This window comes from Ancylobacter oerskovii (assembly GCF_018390555.1).
In the GTDB taxonomy this organism is placed as follows: Bacteria; Pseudomonadota; Alphaproteobacteria; order Rhizobiales; family Xanthobacteraceae; genus Ancylobacter; species Ancylobacter oerskovii.
Genome location: NZ_JAHBGB010000031.1, coordinates 172,564 through 190,942, shown reverse-complemented (window position 1 = coordinate 190,942; position 18,379 = coordinate 172,564). Strand labels below are relative to the sequence as shown.

15 protein-coding genes are annotated in these 18,379 nt (G+C 69.6%); 4 read left to right on the top strand and 11 right to left on the bottom strand.

Translation table 11 applies throughout. The annotated features are described in order from the left end of the window. Positions 1-14: 14 nt before the first annotated feature. The 11 genes from KHC19_RS14130 to KHC19_RS14080 form a co-directional block, all read right to left on the bottom strand. Positions 15-857: an FAD binding domain-containing protein gene (locus tag KHC19_RS14130; RefSeq protein ID WP_213353018.1), complete on the bottom strand. Its 843-nt coding sequence runs from the start codon at positions 855-857 to the stop codon at positions 15-17. Then, positions 857-1,861 carry an ABC transporter permease gene (locus tag KHC19_RS14125; protein ID WP_213353017.1) on the bottom strand — a complete coding sequence of 335 codons (1,005 nt, stop codon included), beginning with the start codon at positions 1,859-1,861 and terminating at the stop codon, positions 857-859. Before KHC19_RS14125 ends, KHC19_RS14130 begins: the two co-directional genes overlap by 1 nt. Further along, a complete protein-coding gene (locus tag KHC19_RS14120; RefSeq protein WP_213353016.1) occupies positions 1,854-2,906 on the bottom strand; it encodes an ABC transporter permease in 1,053 nt (350 codons plus the stop codon). The genes KHC19_RS14125 and KHC19_RS14120 overlap by 8 nt, the downstream gene beginning before the upstream one ends. Beyond that, entirely contained in the window at positions 2,903-4,456 is a 1,554-nt protein-coding gene (locus tag KHC19_RS14115) for a sugar ABC transporter ATP-binding protein (RefSeq protein WP_213353015.1), read from the bottom strand. The genes KHC19_RS14120 and KHC19_RS14115 overlap by 4 nt, the downstream gene beginning before the upstream one ends. A gap of 248 nt (positions 4,457-4,704) precedes the next feature. Then, entirely contained in the window at positions 4,705-5,823 is a 1,119-nt protein-coding gene (gene torT / locus KHC19_RS14110; RefSeq protein ID WP_213353014.1) for a TMAO reductase system periplasmic protein TorT, read from the bottom strand. A gap of 105 nt (positions 5,824-5,928) precedes the next feature. After that, a complete protein-coding gene (locus KHC19_RS14105) occupies positions 5,929-7,878 on the bottom strand; it encodes a hydantoinase B/oxoprolinase family protein (protein ID WP_213353013.1) in 1,950 nt (649 codons plus the stop codon). Positions 7,879-7,883: 5 nt separating this feature from the next. Further along, the gene (locus KHC19_RS14100; protein WP_213353012.1) at positions 7,884-9,908 is read right to left on the bottom strand and encodes a hydantoinase/oxoprolinase family protein; all 2,025 of its coding nucleotides are present in this window, start codon (positions 9,906-9,908) and stop codon (positions 7,884-7,886) included. A 341-nt stretch (positions 9,909-10,249) separates the two neighbouring features. After that, positions 10,250-11,629 carry an aspartate aminotransferase family protein gene (locus tag KHC19_RS14095; RefSeq protein ID WP_213353011.1) on the bottom strand — a complete coding sequence of 460 codons (1,380 nt, stop codon included), beginning with the start codon at positions 11,627-11,629 and terminating at the stop codon, positions 10,250-10,252. 50 nt (positions 11,630-11,679) lie between these two features. Then, entirely contained in the window at positions 11,680-12,639 is a 960-nt protein-coding gene (locus KHC19_RS14090) for an AraC-like ligand-binding domain-containing protein (protein ID WP_213353010.1), read from the bottom strand. A 205-nt stretch (positions 12,640-12,844) separates the two neighbouring features. Further along, positions 12,845-13,570: a 5-oxoprolinase subunit PxpA gene (pxpA, locus tag KHC19_RS14085; RefSeq protein ID WP_213353009.1), complete on the bottom strand. Its 726-nt coding sequence runs from the start codon at positions 13,568-13,570 to the stop codon at positions 12,845-12,847. A 90-nt stretch (positions 13,571-13,660) separates the two neighbouring features. Further along, positions 13,661-14,611, bottom strand: coding sequence for a LysR family transcriptional regulator (locus tag KHC19_RS14080; protein ID WP_213353007.1), 951 nt, complete (start codon positions 14,609-14,611; stop codon positions 13,661-13,663). Positions 14,612-14,761: 150 nt separating this feature from the next. Here KHC19_RS14080 and KHC19_RS14075 point away from each other — a divergent pair, with 150 nt between their 5' ends. Genes KHC19_RS14075 through KHC19_RS14060 form a run of 4 tightly spaced genes read left to right on the top strand, consistent with a single transcriptional unit; the run spans position 14,762 to position 18,253 of the window. Continuing rightward, positions 14,762-15,001 (top strand): acetyl-CoA carboxylase, encoded by a 240-nt coding sequence (locus tag KHC19_RS14075; protein ID WP_213353005.1) that lies wholly within the window; start codon positions 14,762-14,764, stop codon positions 14,999-15,001. Between the two features lie 2 nt (positions 15,002-15,003). After that, entirely contained in the window at positions 15,004-16,395 is a 1,392-nt protein-coding gene (locus KHC19_RS14070; RefSeq protein WP_213353003.1) for an acetyl-CoA carboxylase biotin carboxylase subunit, read from the top strand. Positions 16,396-16,407: 12 nt separating this feature from the next. Then, a complete protein-coding gene (locus KHC19_RS14065; protein ID WP_213353002.1) occupies positions 16,408-17,277 on the top strand; it encodes a 5-oxoprolinase subunit B family protein in 870 nt (289 codons plus the stop codon). Continuing rightward, positions 17,270-18,253 (top strand): 5-oxoprolinase subunit C family protein, encoded by a 984-nt coding sequence (locus KHC19_RS14060; protein WP_213353000.1) that lies wholly within the window; start codon positions 17,270-17,272, stop codon positions 18,251-18,253. The genes KHC19_RS14065 and KHC19_RS14060 overlap by 8 nt, the downstream gene beginning before the upstream one ends. The last annotated feature ends 126 nt before the right edge of the window (positions 18,254-18,379 follow it).

The following is an 18,379-nucleotide window of genomic DNA, read 5'->3' as shown; positions in this document are numbered from 1 at the left end:
CGATCTCCTCTCGTTCAGTGCAGCGCCGCCACGGCGCGCCGGATGAGGGCGGGCAGCACGCCGACGCGGTACCAGCCGGGGGCTTCGATGCTGTCGCGGCCGGTGAAGTCGTCGGCAAGCTCGGTGGCGAGGCGGTGCGCGTCGCCGGCATCCAGCGGCCTCCCGGCGAGCGCGGCCTCCAGCCGGGTCCAGCGCCGGGCGACCGCTTCCACCGCGCCGACGGCGATGCGCGCCTGCGTGACGTGGCCGGCCTCGTCGCGCGCCGCCCACAGGCTGACGATGGCGGTCGGATAGTCGCCGGCCTTGCGCAGCGGCAGGCGCACATGCGCGCTCGCGCCGCCGGCGGGCGGCAGCAGCACGCGGGTCAGCAGCCGGCCGGGCCCGAGCGAGGGGCGGAGGGCGAGGAAACGTTCCAGAGGCAGCCGTTCCGAGCCGTCACGCGAGCGGATCTCCACCTCGGCGTCGAGGCAGAGCAGCGCCGGCACCAGGTCGGCGGCGGCAAAATCCGCGGTGCAGAGATTGCCGCCGAGCGTGGCGGCCCGGCGTATCGCCGGATTGGCAGAGCGGCCGGCGGCGTCGGCGAGCGCGCGCAGCCCGGCCCGGCCGGCAAGCGCGCCGGCGAGCTGGGCGTGAGTGGCGCCGGCGCCGATGGACAGCTTGTCGCCGTCCGGCGCGATGCGGGTCAGCTCGGCGATGCGGCCGAGGCCGACATAGGCCGGCCGCAGCCGCTCATGGCGGATCGGCGCGCGCATGATCCAGGTGCCGCCGGCGAGCGGCGTGCCTTCCGTTCCACGCTCGGCGAGGGCGTCGAGCGCGGCATCGAGGGTGGGGGCGAGATAGAGCGAGGGGGCCGTCATCAGCGTCGCTCCAGCCGCAGCCGGTCGAGCACCACGCCGGCGATGACGATGGCGCCTAGCACCACCATCTGCACATAGCCGTCGATGCGGGCGAGGTTCATGCCGTTGGACAGGATGGTGACGAACAGCGCGCCGATCACCGCCGTGCCGACCCCGCCGCGCCCGCCGGCGAGGCTGGTGCCGCCCACCACCGCCGCGGCGATGGCCTGCAGCGACAGCGAGCCGCCGAGGTTGGGCTCGCCGGAGCCGGTGCGCGCCGTCATCATCAGCGCTCCCAGCGCCGCGAGGCAGGAGCACAGCACATAGGTGGCGACCAGGAGCCGCTTCACCGGCAGGCCGGCCACCGCCGCCGCGCGGGGATTGGTGCCGATGACGTAGAGCGCGCGGCCATAGACGGTGCGGGTGAGCACCAGATGCAGCCCGATGCCGACCAGTACCGCGATGACGATCGCCGCGGGCACGCCGAACAGGCTGCCGCCATAGAGCAGCCAGGAGAACAGGTCCGGCACGCCCTGCACCGGCCGGCCGGCCGAAATGGTGGTGGCGATGCCGATGGCGATATTGTAGCTGCCCAGCGTCGCCACGAAGGGGCTGACCCCGAGATAGGCGATGACCACGCCGTTGAAGAGGCCGCAGGCGGCGCCGAGCGCGAAGCCGGCGGCAAGCCCCATCAGCAGGATGGTGCCCGACCCCTGTCCGGCGGCGACGCCGGCCGCCATGGCGAGCGCGGCGCCGACGCTGACCATCGACACCGTCGGCCCGAGCGCGAGATCGAAGCCGCGGGTGAGGATCACCACCGTCTGCGCCATGGCGAACAGAGCCAGGTAGCTCGCCTGCTGCGCGATGTTGACGAGGTTGCCGGCGCTGAGCACGGCGGAATCCACCAGGGCGAAGCCGAGCAGCAGAGCCACCAGGGCGAGCGGCAGCGCCGCCTGCCACAGCAGGGCCGAGACGGCGGCGCGCCGTTCGGCGGCGGAGGGCAGGGAAGGGGAAAGGTCAGACACGGGCTTTCCTCCGCCGGCCGAGTTCGTCCAGCGCCACCGCCGCCACCATGATGACGCCGAGGAACACCGGTTGCAGGCGCGAATCGATGTGGAGCAGGTTCAGGGCGTTGCCGAGAATGGTGAGGAACAGCGCGCTGACCGCGACGATCTCCACCCGCCCGATGCCGCCGCGCAGGCTGACCCCGCCGATGACGGCGGCGGCGATGGATTGCAGCATCATGCGGTCGCCGCCGAAGCTCGCCTGCCCGGAGCCGACCTGGGCGGTGAGCAGGATGCCGGCGAGCGCGGCGAGCACGCCCGACAGCACATAGGTGCCGACGACATGCCGGCGGATTGCGACGCCGGAGACGATGGCGGCTTCGGCATTGCCGCCGATGGCGTAGACATAGCGGCCGAACAAGGTGCGGCGCTGCACGAAGATCATCGCCGCCAGCACGATGAGCGCCACATAGATGGCGGTCGGCAGGCCGAGGAACTGCGCGCGGCCGAAATCGCGCACGAAGCTCTGCGGCATGCCGTAGACCGGGATGCCCGAGGTGATCATCAGGGCGATGCCGGCGGTGGCCGACATGGTGCCGAGCGTGACCACGAAGCCGGACACTTTCAGCCGGGCGACGCACAGGCCGTTGACGACGCCCACCGCCGCGCCGCTGCCGAGCCCGGCGGCGACGCCGGCGGCGATAGCGAGCCCGTCATTTCCGGGGAAGGCGGCCGCGGTGAGGGCCATGGCCTTGGCCGTCACCACGCTGGCCAGCGCCACCACCGCGCCGACCGACAGATCGAAGCCGCCGGCGATGATCACCAGCGCCTGCCCGCAGGCGACGATGGTGAGGAAGGCGGCGTTGCGCAGGATGTTGAGGATGTTGATCGGCCCGTAGAATTGCGGATCGGCGGCCGCCATGCCGACCACCACCAGCACCAGCAGCGCCGGCAGGAAGCCGATACGGCCGATGAAGCCGCGCGCGGAGGCGGCGACGCCGGGGCGGGCGGCGAGGGCAGGGGCGTGGGACGCGGAGGCGCCGGGAACCGAGGCTTGCGCGTTCATGCCGCCTCCGTCGTCGCCAGATGCTCCTTGAAGAAGGAGGCGAGCACGTTCTGCTCGGTCTTCTCGCTGCCGGCGAGCTCGGCGGCGATGCGGCCGTGATGCATGACATAGAGGCGGTTGGAGAGCGCCAGCACCTCCGGCAGTTCCGAGGAGACGACGATCACCGCCGCGCCCGCCTCCACCAATTGTTTCATGAACTCGTAGACCTCGAGCTTGGCGCCGACATCGATGCCGACGCTCGGTTCGTCGAACAGGAAGACCTTGAGGTCGCGGGTCAGCGCCCGGCCGAGCATCACCTTCTGGCGGTTGCCGCCGGAGAGCGCGCCGGCCGGCCGCTCGATATCGGGCGGGCGCAGCTTGAGCCGCTCCATGGCGGCGGCGACGAGGCCGCGCTCGCTGCCTTGCCTGAGCAGGCCGAAGCGGGCGAAGCCGGGCAGGTCGAGCGCGGTGAGCGAGGCGTTCTCGCGGATGGGGCGGGAGAGGGCGAGGCCTTCCGCCACCCGGTTGGCGGGGAAATAGGCGATGCCGCGCTTCAGGCTGGCGCGCGGGGCCGGCGCGTCATAGGGCGTGCCGTCGATGCGGACCGTGCCGGCGGCGACCGGCTCCAGCCCGTAGATCGCCCGGACCAGCTCCGACTTGCCGCAGCCGACCAGCCCGGCAATGCCGGTGATCTCGCCGGCGCGGGCATGGAAATTCACCTCCCGCACCGAACCGTCGGCGAGGGTGAGGTCCTCGACATCGACGGCCACCTCGGCGGGGGCGTGCGGGATGGCGGGGAACAGCACGTCGATGCGGCGGCCGGTCATCAGCTCGACCAACTCGCCATCGGTGACGCGTGCGGCGTCGAGGGTGCGGATGTGGCGGCCGTCGCGCAGCACCGTCACCCGGTCGGCCAGCGCGCGGATCTCGCGCATGCGATGCGAGACATAGATCAGGCCGACGCCCTGTGCCTTCAATTTGGCGATCAGTTCGAACAGTCGGCCGGTCTCGCGCTCGGTGAGCGAGGCGGTCGGCTCGTCGAGGATGAGCAGGCGCACCTTGCCGAGCAGGGCCTTGGCGATTTCCGCCATCTGCTGGTGGGCGCGCGAGAGGTCGTCGACCCGCCGGCCGGGATCGAGGTCGAAGCCGAGCTCGTCGATCAGCGCGCGGGCCTTCCTGCGCATCGCGCCGGCGCGCAGCACGCCGCCGGTGGAGACCTCGCGCCCGAGGAACAGGTTTTCCTCCACGGTGAGGCTCGGCACCAGCGAGAATTCCTGGAACACCGGACTGATGCCGATGGCGCGCGCCCGCTGCGGCGAGAGGTGGCGGATCTCCTCGCCATCGAAGCGGAACGTGCCCTCGTCCGGCGGGAAGGTGCCGGAGATGACGTTGATCAGCGTCGACTTGCCGGCGCCGTTCTCGCCGAACAGCACATGCAATTCGCCCGCCCGCACGTCGAGGTCGACGTGATCGAGGGCGCGCACGCCGGTGAAGCGCTTGGATATGCCGGTCAGTTCCAGCAGGGGGGCGGCGGTGGGCGCCTGCCGCGCCAGCTCGGTGCTGGTGTCCATATGGTCTCCTTTGGCCTCCTTCGTTGCAGGGGGCATGCCACCTTCATCGTCCCGCGTGCCGGGCGCGGCTTTGCTCCAGAGCGGCCCCTTCTCCCTCTCCCCGTCGGGGAGAGGGGTGGGGAGAGGGCAAGAAAGGCGATGGCCACCGAATGACCGCCGCCCATGGCGGGCCGATGCCGTTCCCGGGCCACGCGAGGATCCGTGCGTGGGAGGGCGCACGGATCCTCGACGCGGTGCCCGTGGGGGTCCTACTTCGCCTTGACGGAGTAGACCGGGCTCCAGCTCGCCGGGGCGAGCACGAGATCCATCTGCAGCTTCGGCACGGTGGTCTTGTCGATCACCGCCGCGATGGGCTGGACGAGGGCGGTCACCGGCTTCTTCTCGATCAGCCGGATCGCCTGGTCGATGGCGATGGCGCCCTCGCCGACCGGGTACTGGGTGGCGAAGGCGAGGATGTCGCCGCGGTTCAGCGCGTCGAGCATCGCCTGGTTTTCATAGGAGGAGATCACCTTGATGTCGGAGCGGCCGGCCTCGGCGACGGCGCCGATGGCGGCCTCGGCGGTGGGCGCGCTGCCCCAGATTACGTTCATGTTCGGATAGGCCTGTAGCGCGTCCTGGATCAGTTGCAGCTGCACCGCGACGCCGGAATCGCCGAATTTCTCGCCGAGGATCTTGGCCTTGGGGTTCTTCGACACCGCCTTCTTGAAGCCGTCATTGAAGGCTTCCGCCCAGCCCGAGCCCGCCGGGCCGGGGAAGGTGACGATGTTGAGCTCCTCGTCGGGCTTCGACTGGGCGAGCAGGCCCTCGCCGGTGACTTCGCCCATGGCGGTGAAGTCGACATAGTTGGCGGCCGGCAGCGCGTTGGGCGGCAGCGGATTGGTGACGCCGACCACCGGGATGCCCTTGGCCTTGGCCTCCTCGAACTTCTTCATCAGGCCAGCGCCGGAAATGGCGCCGACGATGATGGCGTCGGCCTTGGCCGCCATGCAGTCGTCGAACTGCGAGAGTTGCTTGGGCAGGTTCTCGTAACCGCCGGCCTCGTAGAGGGTCATGTTGACGTTGGAGGCCTCGGCCTGCTTGACCACGCCATAGGCCACCGCGACCCAGAAGCTGTCCTTCATGTGCGGGAACAGCACGCAGATATTGTAGGGCTTCTCGGCCTTGGGGAGCGGGGTGTATTCCGCCGCCACCGGCTTGCCCGAGGAGCTGTCGTAGATCTTCATCGGGAACCACTTCTCCTGCGCCGCGGCGGGGGAGAGCGAGGCGGCGGCGACGGCGAGAAGGGCGGCGCCGGCAAGGGCGCTGCGCGTCAGCGGCGGGAGGACGGATCTGCGCGCGGGGCGCGCGGAGGCGGGAAACGCAGGCATGGCTTTCTTTCCTCTGGTTGGTTTTGGCGGGAGGAGGCGGCAGGCTTGCCTCGCCGCTCCCTCTCCGAACGCACTGCGGCGCGCCGCTCGGGCGCGGAAGGTGGTTCAGCCGGCCCAGCCGGCGACCGAGCGGCGCTCGAACACCTCGCGGAACTGGCGGGTGGATTCCGGCAGCAGCTCGCCGGTGCCCCAATCGAGGATCACCGCATGCTGGCGGATGGCGTCGAGGGCGTCGATCTCGCCGGCCTGGTAGCGCTCCGCGACCAGCGCCGGGTCGAGGCGGGCCTCGGTGACGCGGCGGGCACGGATGTCCTCGCGCCGCGCCGCCGTGGCGGCCTCGTCGATGCGGTAGTCGCACAGCTCGGCGTCGAGGGTCTCGATGACGACGCCGTAATCCTTGGCGGCGCGCTCGACCGAGACGTAATCGTCCTTGACGTCTTCCAGTACCAAAGCGGGATCGCGTTCCAGCGGGTCGCCGAAGCCGCCGCCACCGGCGGTGGGCCGCGAGAACACGTCGCCCTCGCTGATCGGCACGTCGGAGAAGATCGAGCCGAGCCGCTCCTCCTCATTGGCGCCGGCGCGCTTCAGGGTGAGGCCGTGCGGCATGGAGGGCAGGCCGCCCTCGATGCCCCACACCACCGCGCGCTCGCGGTCGCAAATATAGGAGATGACGGTCTTCTCGGCCTCCAGCATCACCGAGGTCTTCACCACCCCGGCGCCGCCGCGCCATTTGCCGGGGCCGGGTGAGTCACGCAGGATCTCGCACTCGGTGGTGAGGATCGGGTTGGCGCGCTCCTGCCCCTCCACCGGCTGGGCCATCATGCCGGTGCCGAAGCAGGCGGTGGTGACGTTGGCGCCGTCGCGACCGTTGCGCCCGCCCCAGCCGCCGGGCAGCCAGTCGTAGAACATGAAGATCGGCTTGTCCGGGGTGCGGGCGTCACGGCCGCCGGTGAGCAGGTATTCGAGGTTGAAGGCGCAGGCGAGCGCCCGCTCCGGCATCAGCTTCGACCACATCTCGTAGATGGCGTTCATGATCTTCTCGAACGGCATCAGGAAGCCGGTGACGGCGATCGGCCATTGGGCGTCGACGATCGAGCCCTCGGGGACGACGATCTCGAAGCAGCGGTAGAAGCCGGAATTGAGCGGCAGATCGGGGAAGAAGGTCTTCATCCCCGCCGCCACCGCCGAGAAGGTGGTGCCGAAGGCGGAATTGTAGATCGAGCCGATCACCGGGTGCGAGCCGGTGAAGTCGTAGATCGCCTTGTCGCCCTTGATGGTCAGCTTGATGCGGATGGGGATCATGCCCTCGCCGCCGGCGGGATCGCGGTCGATGAAGTCGACGGTCTCCCATTCGCCGTCCGGCAGCGCAGCGATGCGGGCGCGGGCGGAGCGCTCGACATAGTCCTGCACCGCGGACAGTCCGGTCTCCACCGTGTCGCGGCCATATTTGCCGACCAGGCGATGGATCTCGCGCTCGCACACCGCGGTGGCCTGCGCCTGCGCCTGGATGTCGCCGATGATCGAGGCGGGGTCGCGGGTGTTGGAGGCGATGAGATGGGCGACGTCCTTGCAGAAGCGGCCCTTGTCGAACAGCCGCACCGGGGTGATGCGCAGGCCTTCCTTGAACATCTCCTTGGCCGAGACGTCGAAGGAGCCCGGCACCGAGCCGCCGACATCCGACCAGTGGCCGTTTGACTGGGCGAAGGCGATGATCTTGCCGTCGGCGAAGACCGGGCGGATCAGGCGGACGTCGGAGAAATGCGTGCCGCCGGCATAGGGGTCGTTGATGGCGTAGACGTCGCCCTCATGCATGTCGCCCTCGAAGTGGCGCATCACCTCCTTGCAGGTGAAATGCAGCGTGCCGACATGGACGGCGATGTCGGCATTGCCCTGGGCGGCGCATTCGCCATTGGCATCGTGCAGGGCGCTGGAGAAGTCGTGATTGTAGATCACGAAGGAATAGCAGGTCCGCAGGATCTGCTCGCCCATCTGGTCGACGCTGGTGATGAAGGAGTTCTTGAGGACCTCGAAGGTCACGGGGTCGAGCTCGGCCATCGGTCTCAGCCCTTCACGCGGATGACGATGTTGAGGAACCTGTCGACCTCGGCGCGGGCGCCGGGTGGCACGACGGTGGTGGAATCCAGCTGCTCGACGATCGCCGGGCCTTCGAAGGAGAAGCCGCAGGGCAGGTCGTCGCGGGCATAAACGGGGGTGTCGAGGCCCTCGCCGTCGAACCACACCCGGCGGCGGGAGGCCGGCTCGGGGGTGGCGCCGGTCGGGGCGTGCACGGCGAGCTCGGCCTTGGGCACTATGCCGATGGCCTTGAGGTTCAGGCGAAAGAAGCTCACCGGCGCGTCGTCGCGACGGAAATTATATTCGCGCTGGTGCTCGGCGTGGAAGCTGGCGACCAGGTCGGCGATGGCGCCGATCGGGCGCGGGGCGTTGACCGCCATCGAGCGCCACTGGCCGCGATACATCATGTCGATGGAGCGCTGCAGCACGATGTCGGCCTCAGTGACGCCCTCATGGGCGAGGCGGGCCAGCGCTTCCGTCTCCAACTCGGCGAACAGCGCCTCGATCTCTGCCGGGTCGGCCTCGTCGGCGCCGACCATGCAGCTCTGCGAGAAGTCGTGCTGCATGTCGACCAGCAGGCAGCCGAGCGCCGAGGTGACGCCGGGATTGGGCGGCACGATCACCACCGGGATGGCGAGCTCGCGGGCGACGTCTACCCCGTGCAGCGCCCCGGCGCCGCCGAAGGCGACGAGGGCGAAGTCGCGCGGGTCGTAGCCGCGCGAGATGGAGATCAGCCGCACCGCATCCGACATGTTGGCGTTGGCGACCTTGAGGATGGCGTCGGCCGCCTCGTGCAGGCCGAGGCCGAAGGGCTGGGCCACGCCTTCCTCGACCGCCTGGCGGGCGAGCGCGGGATCCAGCGTCACCTTGCCGCCGGCCAGCGAGGTGCCGAGCCGGCCGAGGGTGACGTTGGCGTCGGTGTTGGTGGGCTGCAGGTTGCCGTTGCCGTAGCAGGCCGGGCCGGGATAGGCGCCGGCCGATTGCGGGCCGTTGCGCAGGCCGCCGGCGGGATCGGTCCAGGCGAGCGAGCCGCCGCCGGCGCCGATGGTCAGCACCTCGATGGAGGCGAAGCGGATCGGGTAGCCGAACTCGATGTGCCAGTCCTTGGTGACGCGCGACTGGCCCTCATAGGCCAGCGACACGTCGGTGGAGGTGCCGCCCATGTCGAGGCCGATGGAATTGGGGAAGCCGCACAGCGAGGCGATGGTGCGGCTGGCGATGGCGCCGGCGGCGATGCCCGAGCCGGCGAGGCGGGCGGCGAAGTCCTTGACGCTCGCCGGGGTCATCACCCCGCCGCCTGTGTGCAGCAGCAGCAGGTCGCGGGTGTAGCCGCCCTCCGCCAGCCGGTCGCCGAGCCGCGTGGTGTAGTCGACCACCACCGGGCTCACCACCGCGTTGGCCACCGTGGTGGAGAAGCGCTCGTGCTCGAAGATCTCCGGCAGCACCTGCGAGGAGATCGACACCGGGATGTCCGGCATCGCCTCCTTGAGGATCTCGCGCATGCGCCGCTCATTGGCGCCGTTGAGATAGGCATTCATGAAGCACACCGCGACGGCGGCGACGCCGCGTTTCTTCAGGATGCGGGCCACCTCGCGGGCGGCGTCCTCGTCCAGCGCCTCGACGACGCGGCCGGTGGAATCGATGCGCTCGGGCACGGTGAGCCGGTCGCGGCGCGGCACATAGGGCGGCACCACGTCCTTGTAGACGTCCCACAGATCTTCCTTGTTGGCGCGGCGGATCTCGATCACGTCGCGGAAGCCCTTGGTGGAGACCACGGCGGTGCGCGGCAGCCGCCGGGTGATCAGCGCGTTGGTGGCCACCGTGGTGCCGTGGGAGAACAGCGCCACCCTGGAGAGGTCGATGCCGGCCTTCTCGACGCCGCTGAGGATGCCGTCGATGGGATCGCGGGTGGAGGAGGTCTTCTCGATGCGGATGAGGCCGCTGGCCTCGTCCATGATGCAGATGTCGGTGAAGGTGCCGCCCACATCGACGGCCACGCGGAGATTCTGCACGGGCTGCGCTTCCTTGTCCTGGACCGGCGCCGCCCGCTCCCGGCCGCGCAGGCGCCGGGGCCGGCCGGAGGGAATCCGGTCGTCGCGGCAGGGCGGCGGGGGAGGCGATGTCGGAGGTGTCGGGAAGGATTAAACGTGGTTTTGTGACAGCGCTCTTGACGCTCCGTGCAGGAAGATTTGTGTCTGAGAGCATTCTCGGCCCGATTTCTGGGCTTGCCGCGGGAGTGCCCGCAAAATGGTCAGCAGCCCTGTCCCGACTCCGGGCGGGCCGGCACCGGCAAAGAAAATCCCGCCCCGGAAGCCGGGGCGGGACCAGTCGTCTCTCGGAGAGAAGCGGAGATTCAGGCGTCCGGCATGCCGGCATTCACCCAGTCGGTGACCTCGTCCAGCGTGATCTTGAACCGGCGCAGCATCTCGTCGATCTGCTCCTCGGTGATGATCATCGGCGGGCAGAAGGCGATGGAATCGCCGATGGCGCGGATGATCAGCCCGTGGTCATGGGCGCGGTCGAACAGCTTGAGGCCGACCTTGCCGACCGGATCGAAGCGCGCCTTGGTGGCCTTGTCGGCCACCAGCTCGACGGCGGCGATCAGGCCCATGCCGCGCACCTCGCCCACCAGCGGGTGATCGGCGAAGCGGGCGAGGCCGGCGCGCATGTACTCGCCCATGGCGGCGGCGCGGGCGACGAGGCCGCGCTCCTCGATGATGGCGAGGTTCTCCAGCGCCACCGCGGTGGCGACCGGATGGGCGCCGGTGGTGTAGCCGTGGCCGAGCACGCCGAGCTTCTCCGACTGGTCGGCGATCACCTGGTAGATCTCGTCCTTGATCAGCACGGCGGCGAGCGGCTGGTAGGAGGAGGTGATCTGCTTCGAACACACCAGGATGTCCGGCTGGATGCCGAGCGTCTCCGAGCCGAACATGGTGCCGAGCCGGCCGAAGCCGTTGATCACCTCGTCGGCGATCACCAGCACGTCGTACTTGCGGCAGATCTCCTGCACCTTCTGCCAGTAGCCCTTGGGCGGCACGATGACGCCGCCGGCGCCCATCAGCGGCTCGCCGATGAAGGCGGCGACCGTCTCCGGCCCCTCGGCGAGGATGGTGTCCTCGAGCTCCTTGCCGAGGCGCTCGACGAACTCCGCCTCGCTCTCGCCCGGCAGGGCATTGCGGTAGTAGTGCGGGCGCGAGACGTGGCGGGCGAAGGACAGCGGCAGGTCGAAGCCCTTCTGGTTGCCGGCGAGGCCGGTGAGGCTGCCCGCCGCGATGGTGATGCCGTGATAGGCGCCCTCGCGGGAGATGAACTTCTTCTTCTCGGTGCGGCCGAGCGCGTTGTTGTAGTACCAGACGAACTTGATGACGCTGTCGTTGGCCTCGGCGCCGGAATTGGTGAAGAAGACGTGGCTGAGCCCGGCCGGGGCCAGCTCGATCAGCTTGGCGGCGAGCAGCGCCGACGGCGCGTGCGCCTTCTGCGAGAACACATGGTAGTAGGGCAGCTTGGAGAGCTGCCGGGTGGCCGCCTCGACGAGGCGCGGCTCGCCGAAGCCGACGCCGACGCTCCACAGCCCGGCCATGGCCTCGATATATTCGCGGCCCTCGTCGTCATAGACGTAGATGCCGTCGCCGCGATCGATGACGATCGGGCCCTGGCGCTCGTGCCGGCGCAGATTGGTGACGGGATGGAGGTGGTGGGCCACGTCCAGACTGTGGAGCGAATTGGCGGACATGCTGGGAACCTTGAGGCGGAATACCCTGGGGCGGGGAGAACCCCCCGCGATCAGCTCGCGGGGGAACGGGAGGCGGAGCGCGCCTCGCTCGGCGTGCAGCCGAAACGGACGCGGTAGTTGCGGCTGAACTGGGCCTGGTCGCCGAAGCCCCATTCATAGGCGATCTCGGAGATCGACTTGCGGCAGAGAGGATCGCGCAACATCGTCTCGCAGGCGAGCAACCTTTGGTTGCGTATATAGGCGCAGACGGTAATACCTTCGGCTTCGAAGATCTGGTGCAGGTAGCGCACCGAGATGCCGCAACCCTCCGCCACCGCCTGCGGCGAGAGCCGGACATCGCCGAGCCGGGCGCGGATGAAGTGCTCGCAGCGGTGCAGATGCGCGTTGCGCACCGAGGAGGAATTGCCGGCCAGCACCCGCTCGTCCGCCTCGATCGCCATGGCGAGGAGGTCGATGAGCTGCTTGCCCATCAGGGCGCGCGCCGGCTCGTCCATCTCGTCGATGCGCGCGCCGGTAAGCCTGAGCATGTCGACGAACAGGGCGCCGACCGAGCGGCTGGCGTCGAATTGCAGCGTGGCGAGCCGCTCCGGCCGGGCGATGCGGGCGCGCAGCACCGCGCTCGGCACCTTCAGCACCCACAGCGCCGAGGGATCGCGGTGGCTAAACTCATAGGGCAGGTGGCTGCGCTCGATGAGGAAGGCGCCGGGGCGGCATTGCACCAGCCGGCCATCCTGCTCGAAGCGGATCTCGGCGAGTTCGGGCACGGTGATGAGATAGGATTCCTCGCGTTCCGCGACGAGGTGACGCTGGTGGCGGCGGTAGAGCAGGCCGTCCGAGACATTGCGCGACACCGCGACCGGGCCGAGCGACCAGGCGCCGAGGCTGCCGGCGAACTCGCTGCCGGCGCCGAAGCGCAGGTCGAGCGGGAAATAGGTCTTCGAGACGGCGTCCTGCCAGAATTGCCGCCGCTGGGCCGGCGCCACCTGATTGGTCGAATAGCTGGCACGCATGTCACGCTCCTTCGATCCAGGCGGGGCGGCCTCGCGGCGCCCCCGGGACCGGCGCGGCCGCTGGGGGCGCGGCGCCGGGACGGGTCTGTGGGCACGTCTCGCAGCTTGTCTCTTTGTCCTCGCCGCTTCATCCTCGTCACGGCATCGGCGGAACAGTCCTCCCGTCGCGGTTCCAAGGCAACCGCGCGGAGGCGCCCGCCGGCGGTCAGCCCTGCCAGGGCCGCACCGCCTCCTGCAGGACCCGCGCCAGCTCGACGGCGTTCGGGGTGTCGGAATGGATGCAGATGGTCTCCGCCTTCAGGTCGAAGTCGCGCCCGTCTATGGTGGTGGCCTTGCCCTCGCTCAGCATCCGCACCGCCCGGCGCGCCGCCTCGACGGGATCGCGGGCCGGGTGCTCGCGGGTGATGATCAGCGCGCCCGAGGGATCGTAGTCGAGATCGGCGTAATATTCCGACACGAAGGCGAGGCCGCGGGCGACATAGACCTCCTCGTGCAGCGTGCCGGCCATGCCGATCACCGGCAGGCCGTAGACCGTGGCGGCGTCGGCGATGGCCTGCGCCACCTCTTCCCGCCGCATCGCCGCGCCATAGAGGGCGCCATGCGGCTTCAGATGATTGAGCTTCAGCCCGGCGGCGTCGAGGAAGCCCTTCAGCGCGCCGATCTGGTAGAGTACGCAGGCGGCGAGCTCCTCGCGCCCCATCGCCATGTCGCGGCGGCCGAAGCCCTGGAGGTCCGGGAAGGAGGGGTGGGCGCCGACCGCCACCCCATGTGCGGCGGCGAGGCGCACCGTCTCGCGCATCACCACCGGGTCGGCGGCGTGGAAACCGCAGGCGACGTTGCCGATGTCGATATGCGGCATGATGCCGGCATCGTCGCCGCAGCGATACAGGCCGTAACCCTCGCCCATGTCGCAATTGATGACGACGCCCATTGCCGTGCTCCCTCATGGACCTTCAACGGGTGGGGAGCGTGGCCAAGCGGGGCGGCGGGCGTCAAATCGTATTAAGCGGAAGCCGATATCTCAATTTTCGATGTCCTGCGCCGCGGCGCGGCTTTCCTCGCGCCCGCCGCTGTCGCCGGCCACCGCGAAGCGCAGGAAATCGCAAAAGGCCTGGGTTGCCGGGGTGAAGACGGCGTCGCGCCGCCAGGCGAGGCCGACATCCATGCTGGGGATGTCGTCGGCCAGCTCGCGCAGCTCGATGCGCTGGCCTTCCAGAGACCAGGGCCGGTAGACGAGGTCCGACAGGATGGTGACACCCATGCCGCCGCCGACCATGGAGCGCACCGCCTCCACCGAGGAGGTGCGGAAGGCGGCGTTGGGCCTGAGCCCCAGCGTCGACCAGTAGCGCAGGGCGGTGTGCTTGGCCTCGTCCACGGTGAGCATGACATAGGGATAGGCCGCGACGTCGGCGAGCCGCACCCGCTCCGGCCGGGTGAGCGGGTGCGAGGGCGCCAGCCACAGCCGGCGCGCCGAGCGCAGCAGCAACTGGCTGGCGAGGTTGTCGATGTCCTTGAGGTTCGACACCAGCAGCACCGCGACGTCGAGCGCGCCGTCGACCAGCGCCTGCTCCACCACCGAGCGCGGCGCCTCGAACAATTCGACGGTGATGCCGGGAAAGCTCGAGCGGAAGCGGATATGGTGGCGCGGCAGAAAGTACCCGGACACCGTATAGGTGATGCCGACCCGTACCGTGCCGGCGATGCGCGTGGTGGAATGGCGGGCGTCGCGCACCGCCTCCGCCACCTGGGTGAGGATCTGCCGGCCCTGCAACAGGAAGCGGCTGCCCTCCAGTGTGACGCTGACCCCGGTGGGGGTGCGGTCGAGCAGCCGGGCGCCCAGCATCGCCTCCAATTGCTGGATGGCGGCGGTGACGGCCGATTGCGACACGTTGAGCTCCACCGCCGCCTGGCTGATCCGCCCGGTCTCGGCGGCGGCGACGAAATAGCGGATCTGCTTCAACGAAATCGACATCGGGTCCTCGGGCGGGCGGCCGGCGGGTAGCGCGCAACCATGCTATCTGATTTTCTGATGTCCCGAATTCCTTAATGCTATTTCTCGACCGCAACGTCTTTTGCAACTCTTCCCGCTGCTTTTGACCGCAGCTTCGATGGACGGCATGTGATGGCGAAGACGATACAGGCACCGCTTCCGGGCACCTTCTACCGGTCCTCCGCCCCCGGTGAGCCCCCCTTCAAATCGGAAGGCGACGCGGTGGCGGTGGGCGACACCATCGGGCTGATCGAGGTGATGAAGTCGTTCACCCCGGTGGTGGCCGAGGAGGCCGGCACGCTTCTCGCCTTCCATGTGGAGAACGAGGACGCCGTGATGGCCGGCCAGCCGCTCTACGACCTCGACGCCTGACCATGGGCGTGACGTCGATCTTCATCGCCAACCGCGGCGAGATCGCCGTGCGGGTGATCCGCGCCGCCCGCGAGCTGGGGCTGCGCACCGTGCAGGCGGTGAGCGCCGCCGATGGCGACATGCTGGCGGCGCGGCTGGCCGACGCCACGGCGCTGGTCGGCCCGGCGCATGCCACCAAGTCCTACCTCAACAAGGAAGCGGTGGTGCGCGCGGCGCTGGAGGCGGGCTGCGACGCCGTGCATCCCGGCTACGGTTTCCTATCGGAGAATGCCGAATTCGCCGAGATGGTGGAGGCGGCGGGCCTGGTCTTCATCGGGCCGAAGCCGGAGACCATCCGCCAGATGGGCGACAAGGCCCGCGCCCGCCAGGAGGCGCAGGCGGCGGGCGTGCCGACCGTGCCGGGCACCGAGGGGGTGGTCGCCGACCTCGACACCGCCAGGGTCGAGGCGGCGCGCATCGGCTATCCGGTGATGATCAAGGCGGCCGCCGGCGGCGGCGGGCGCGGCATCCGCGTCGCCCGCGACGAGGCCGAACTCGCGACGCTGTTCCCGCAGGCGAGCGGCGAGGCCCGCGCCGCCTTCGGCGATGGCGGGCTCTATCTCGAGCGCTTCATCGGCCGCGCCCGCCACATCGAGGTGCAGGTGCTCGGCGACGGCGAGCGGGCGGTGCACCTGTTCGAGCGCGAATGCTCGCTGCAGCGCCGCCGCCAGAAGGTGTGGGAGGAGGCGCCAGCCGCCTGCCTGACGAATGAGCAACGGGCGGAATTGTGCGCCTCGGCGGTGCGGCTGGCCGAACGCGTCGGCTATCGCGGCGCCGGCACGCTGGAATATCTGTTCGACGACGTCACCGGCGAGTTCTTCTTCATCGAGATGAACACCCGCATCCAGGTGGAGCACCCGGTGACGGAGATGGTGACCGGCATCGACCTGGTGCGGGCGATGATCCGCATCGCCATGGGCGAACCTCTGGCGCTACGGCAGGAGGACATCGTGCTGCGCGGCCATGCGGTGGAGGCGCGCATCTGCGCCGAGGACCCGACGGCGGATTTCCGTCCGTCCCCCGGCACGGTGACGGGGCTGACCCTGCCCGGCGGCTTCGGTGTGCGCTTCGATACGCTGCTCTATGCCGGCTACACGGTGCCGCCCTTCTACGATTCGCTGCTCGGCAAGCTGATCGCCCATGACGAGACCCGCGCGGCGGCGATCGTCAGGCTCGACCGCGCGCTCGGCGAACTCAAGGTCGAGGGGCTGCCAACCACCGCGCCGCTGCACCGCGCGCTCGCCGCCGATCCGGCGGTGCTGGCCGGCGCCGTGCATACGCGCTGGCTGGAGGAGTGGCTGGCCGCCACGCCTCTCGTCGCTCCCGTTTCGCCCGTACCCGCCACATCAGCCTGAGGACCGCCCGGAATGCAGACGCGCTATTCATTCGGCGGCGACGAGCACATCTTCGTCGAGGTCGACGAGGAAATGTCGCTGGAGGCCTTCTTCAAGAGCCTGTCCATGACCACCGCGGTGCGCGAGGCGGACATCGCCGGCGTCACCGAGATCTGCCCTGCCAACGCCTCGTTCCAGATCAAGTTCGACCCGGACGTGATCGCGCCGCAGGTGCTGATGGACAGGCTGAAGGGCTTCGAGGCGGCGGCCGAGAGCGCCGAGAAGACCATCGAGACCCGGATCATCGAGATTCCCGTACTTTATGACGATCCGTGGACGCGCGAGACGCTGATGCGCTTCCGCGAGCGCCACCAGGACCCGGACGCCACCGACCTCGAATATGCCGCGCGGGTGAACAACTACCCGGACGTCGCCAGCTTCATCGCCGCGCACGCCGCCTCGCCGTGGTTCGTCTCGATGGTCGGCTTCGTCGCCGGCCTGCCCTTCACCTACCAGCTGGTGGAGCGCGACAAGCAGATCGAGGTACCGAAATATCTTCGCCCGCGCACCGACACGCCGCGCCTGACCATCGGCCATGGCGGCTGCTTCGGCTGCATCTATTCGGTGCGCGGCGCCGGCGGCTACCAGATGTTCGGCGTCACCCCGATGCCGATCTACGACCCGGCGGGAAAGATCAGCTATCTCAAGAAACTGATGATCTTCCGCCCAGGCGACATCCTGAAGTTCCGACCCATCGAGCGCGAGGAATACGACGCCACCGTCGCGGCGATCGAGGCCGGCACCTTCGTGCCGAAGATCGTGCCGGTGACGTTCTCGCTCGACGCCTTCACCGCCGATCCCGCCGGCACCAACGCCAAGCTGCTGGAGGCCCTCAATGGCTGAGCGCTCCTTCGAGGTCGTCAAGCCCGGCCTCGCCACCACCGTGCAGGACCTCGGCCGTCCCGGCTACTACCATCTCGGCCTGCCGCTTTCCGGCGCCATGGACCGCTTCGCGCTGATCGCCGCCAACCGGCTGGTCGGCAACCCGGACGGCGCCGCCGGGCTGGAGGCGGTGTTCCTCGGCCCGGAGCTGCGCTTTTCTGCCGACGCACTGGTGGCGATCACCGGCGCCGAGCTGCCGCCAAAGCTCGACGGCGTCGAGCAGCCGCTATGGAGCGCCTTCGCGGTGAAGGCCGGGCAGGTGCTGTCCTTCGCCTTCCTCAAGGGCGGCGCCCGCGCCTATATCGCCATTGCCGGCGGTATCGACGTGCCGGAAGTGCTGGGCTCGCGCTCCACCTACGCACTCGGCGCGCTGGGCGGCTTCGAGGGCCGGGCGCTGAAGGCCGGCGACGTGGTGCCGCTCGGCGCCCCGACCGGTACCGGCCGCGAGGGCGCGAGCCTGCCGAAGGAAGGCCGGCGCCCTGCGCAGGAGAGTGGGGTGGAGATCCGGGTAGTGCCCGGCCTCTACTGGCATCGCATCACCGAAGAGGCGCAGGCCGGCTTCTTCGAGGACACCTGGAAGGTGGCGCCGGAGGCGGACCGCATCGGCTACCGCTTCCGCGGCGGCAAGAAGCTCGACTTCGTGCCCCGCCAGCAGCCCTTCGGCGCCGGCTCCGACCCGTCCAACATCGTCGACAGCTGCTATCCCTATGGCTCGATCCAGGTGCCGGGCGGCACCGAGCCGATCGTGCTGCATCGCGACGCGGTGTCGGGCGGCGGCTATTTCATGATCGGCACGGTGATCTCCGCCGATATGGACCTGATCGGCCAATTGCAGCCGCACCAGCCGGTGCGCTTCCAGTCGGTCACGCTGGACGAGGCGCTCGCCGCCCGCGCGGTGGAGAAGGCGCGCCTCGCAAAACTCGGCGAGCTGATCTGAACGGGGCCGGCGCCCGCAATATCCGAGATGATGCGAGAGGGCGGCTCCGGGCCGCCCTTTTGCGTTTCCGGCGTGGGTGGTCGCGCAAACACCCCGACTTCCAGCGCCGGGCGCCGGCATGCTATC

What these genes read in the sequence shown, in the direction of transcription:
- KHC19_RS14130 (WP_213353018.1), bottom strand. Translation starts at nt 857, where the DNA reads ATGACGGCCCCCTCGCTCTATCTCGCCCCCACCCTCGATGCCGCGCTC.
- KHC19_RS14120 (WP_213353016.1), bottom strand. Translation starts at nt 2,906, where the DNA reads ATGAACGCGCAAGCCTCGGTTCCCGGCGCCTCCGCGTCCCACGCCCCT.
- KHC19_RS14080 (WP_213353007.1), bottom strand. Translation starts at nt 14,611, where the DNA reads ATGTCGATTTCGTTGAAGCAGATCCGCTATTTCGTCGCCGCCGCCGAG.
- KHC19_RS14095 (WP_213353011.1), bottom strand. Translation starts at nt 11,629, where the DNA reads ATGTCCGCCAATTCGCTCCACAGTCTGGACGTGGCCCACCACCTCCAT.
- KHC19_RS14065 (WP_213353002.1), top strand. Translation starts at nt 16,408, where the DNA reads ATGCAGACGCGCTATTCATTCGGCGGCGACGAGCACATCTTCGTCGAG.
- KHC19_RS14115 (WP_213353015.1), bottom strand. Translation starts at nt 4,456, where the DNA reads ATGGACACCAGCACCGAGCTGGCGCGGCAGGCGCCCACCGCCGCCCCC.
- KHC19_RS14070 (WP_213353003.1), top strand. Translation starts at nt 15,004, where the DNA reads ATGGGCGTGACGTCGATCTTCATCGCCAACCGCGGCGAGATCGCCGTG.
- KHC19_RS14060 (WP_213353000.1), top strand. Translation starts at nt 17,270, where the DNA reads ATGGCTGAGCGCTCCTTCGAGGTCGTCAAGCCCGGCCTCGCCACCACC.
- KHC19_RS14090 (WP_213353010.1), bottom strand. Translation starts at nt 12,639, where the DNA reads ATGCGTGCCAGCTATTCGACCAATCAGGTGGCGCCGGCCCAGCGGCGG.
- pxpA (WP_213353009.1), bottom strand. Translation starts at nt 13,570, where the DNA reads ATGGGCGTCGTCATCAATTGCGACATGGGCGAGGGTTACGGCCTGTAT.
- torT (WP_213353014.1), bottom strand. Translation starts at nt 5,823, where the DNA reads ATGCCTGCGTTTCCCGCCTCCGCGCGCCCCGCGCGCAGATCCGTCCTC.
- KHC19_RS14075 (WP_213353005.1), top strand. Translation starts at nt 14,762, where the DNA reads ATGGCGAAGACGATACAGGCACCGCTTCCGGGCACCTTCTACCGGTCC.
- KHC19_RS14105 (WP_213353013.1), bottom strand. Translation starts at nt 7,878, where the DNA reads ATGGCCGAGCTCGACCCCGTGACCTTCGAGGTCCTCAAGAACTCCTTC.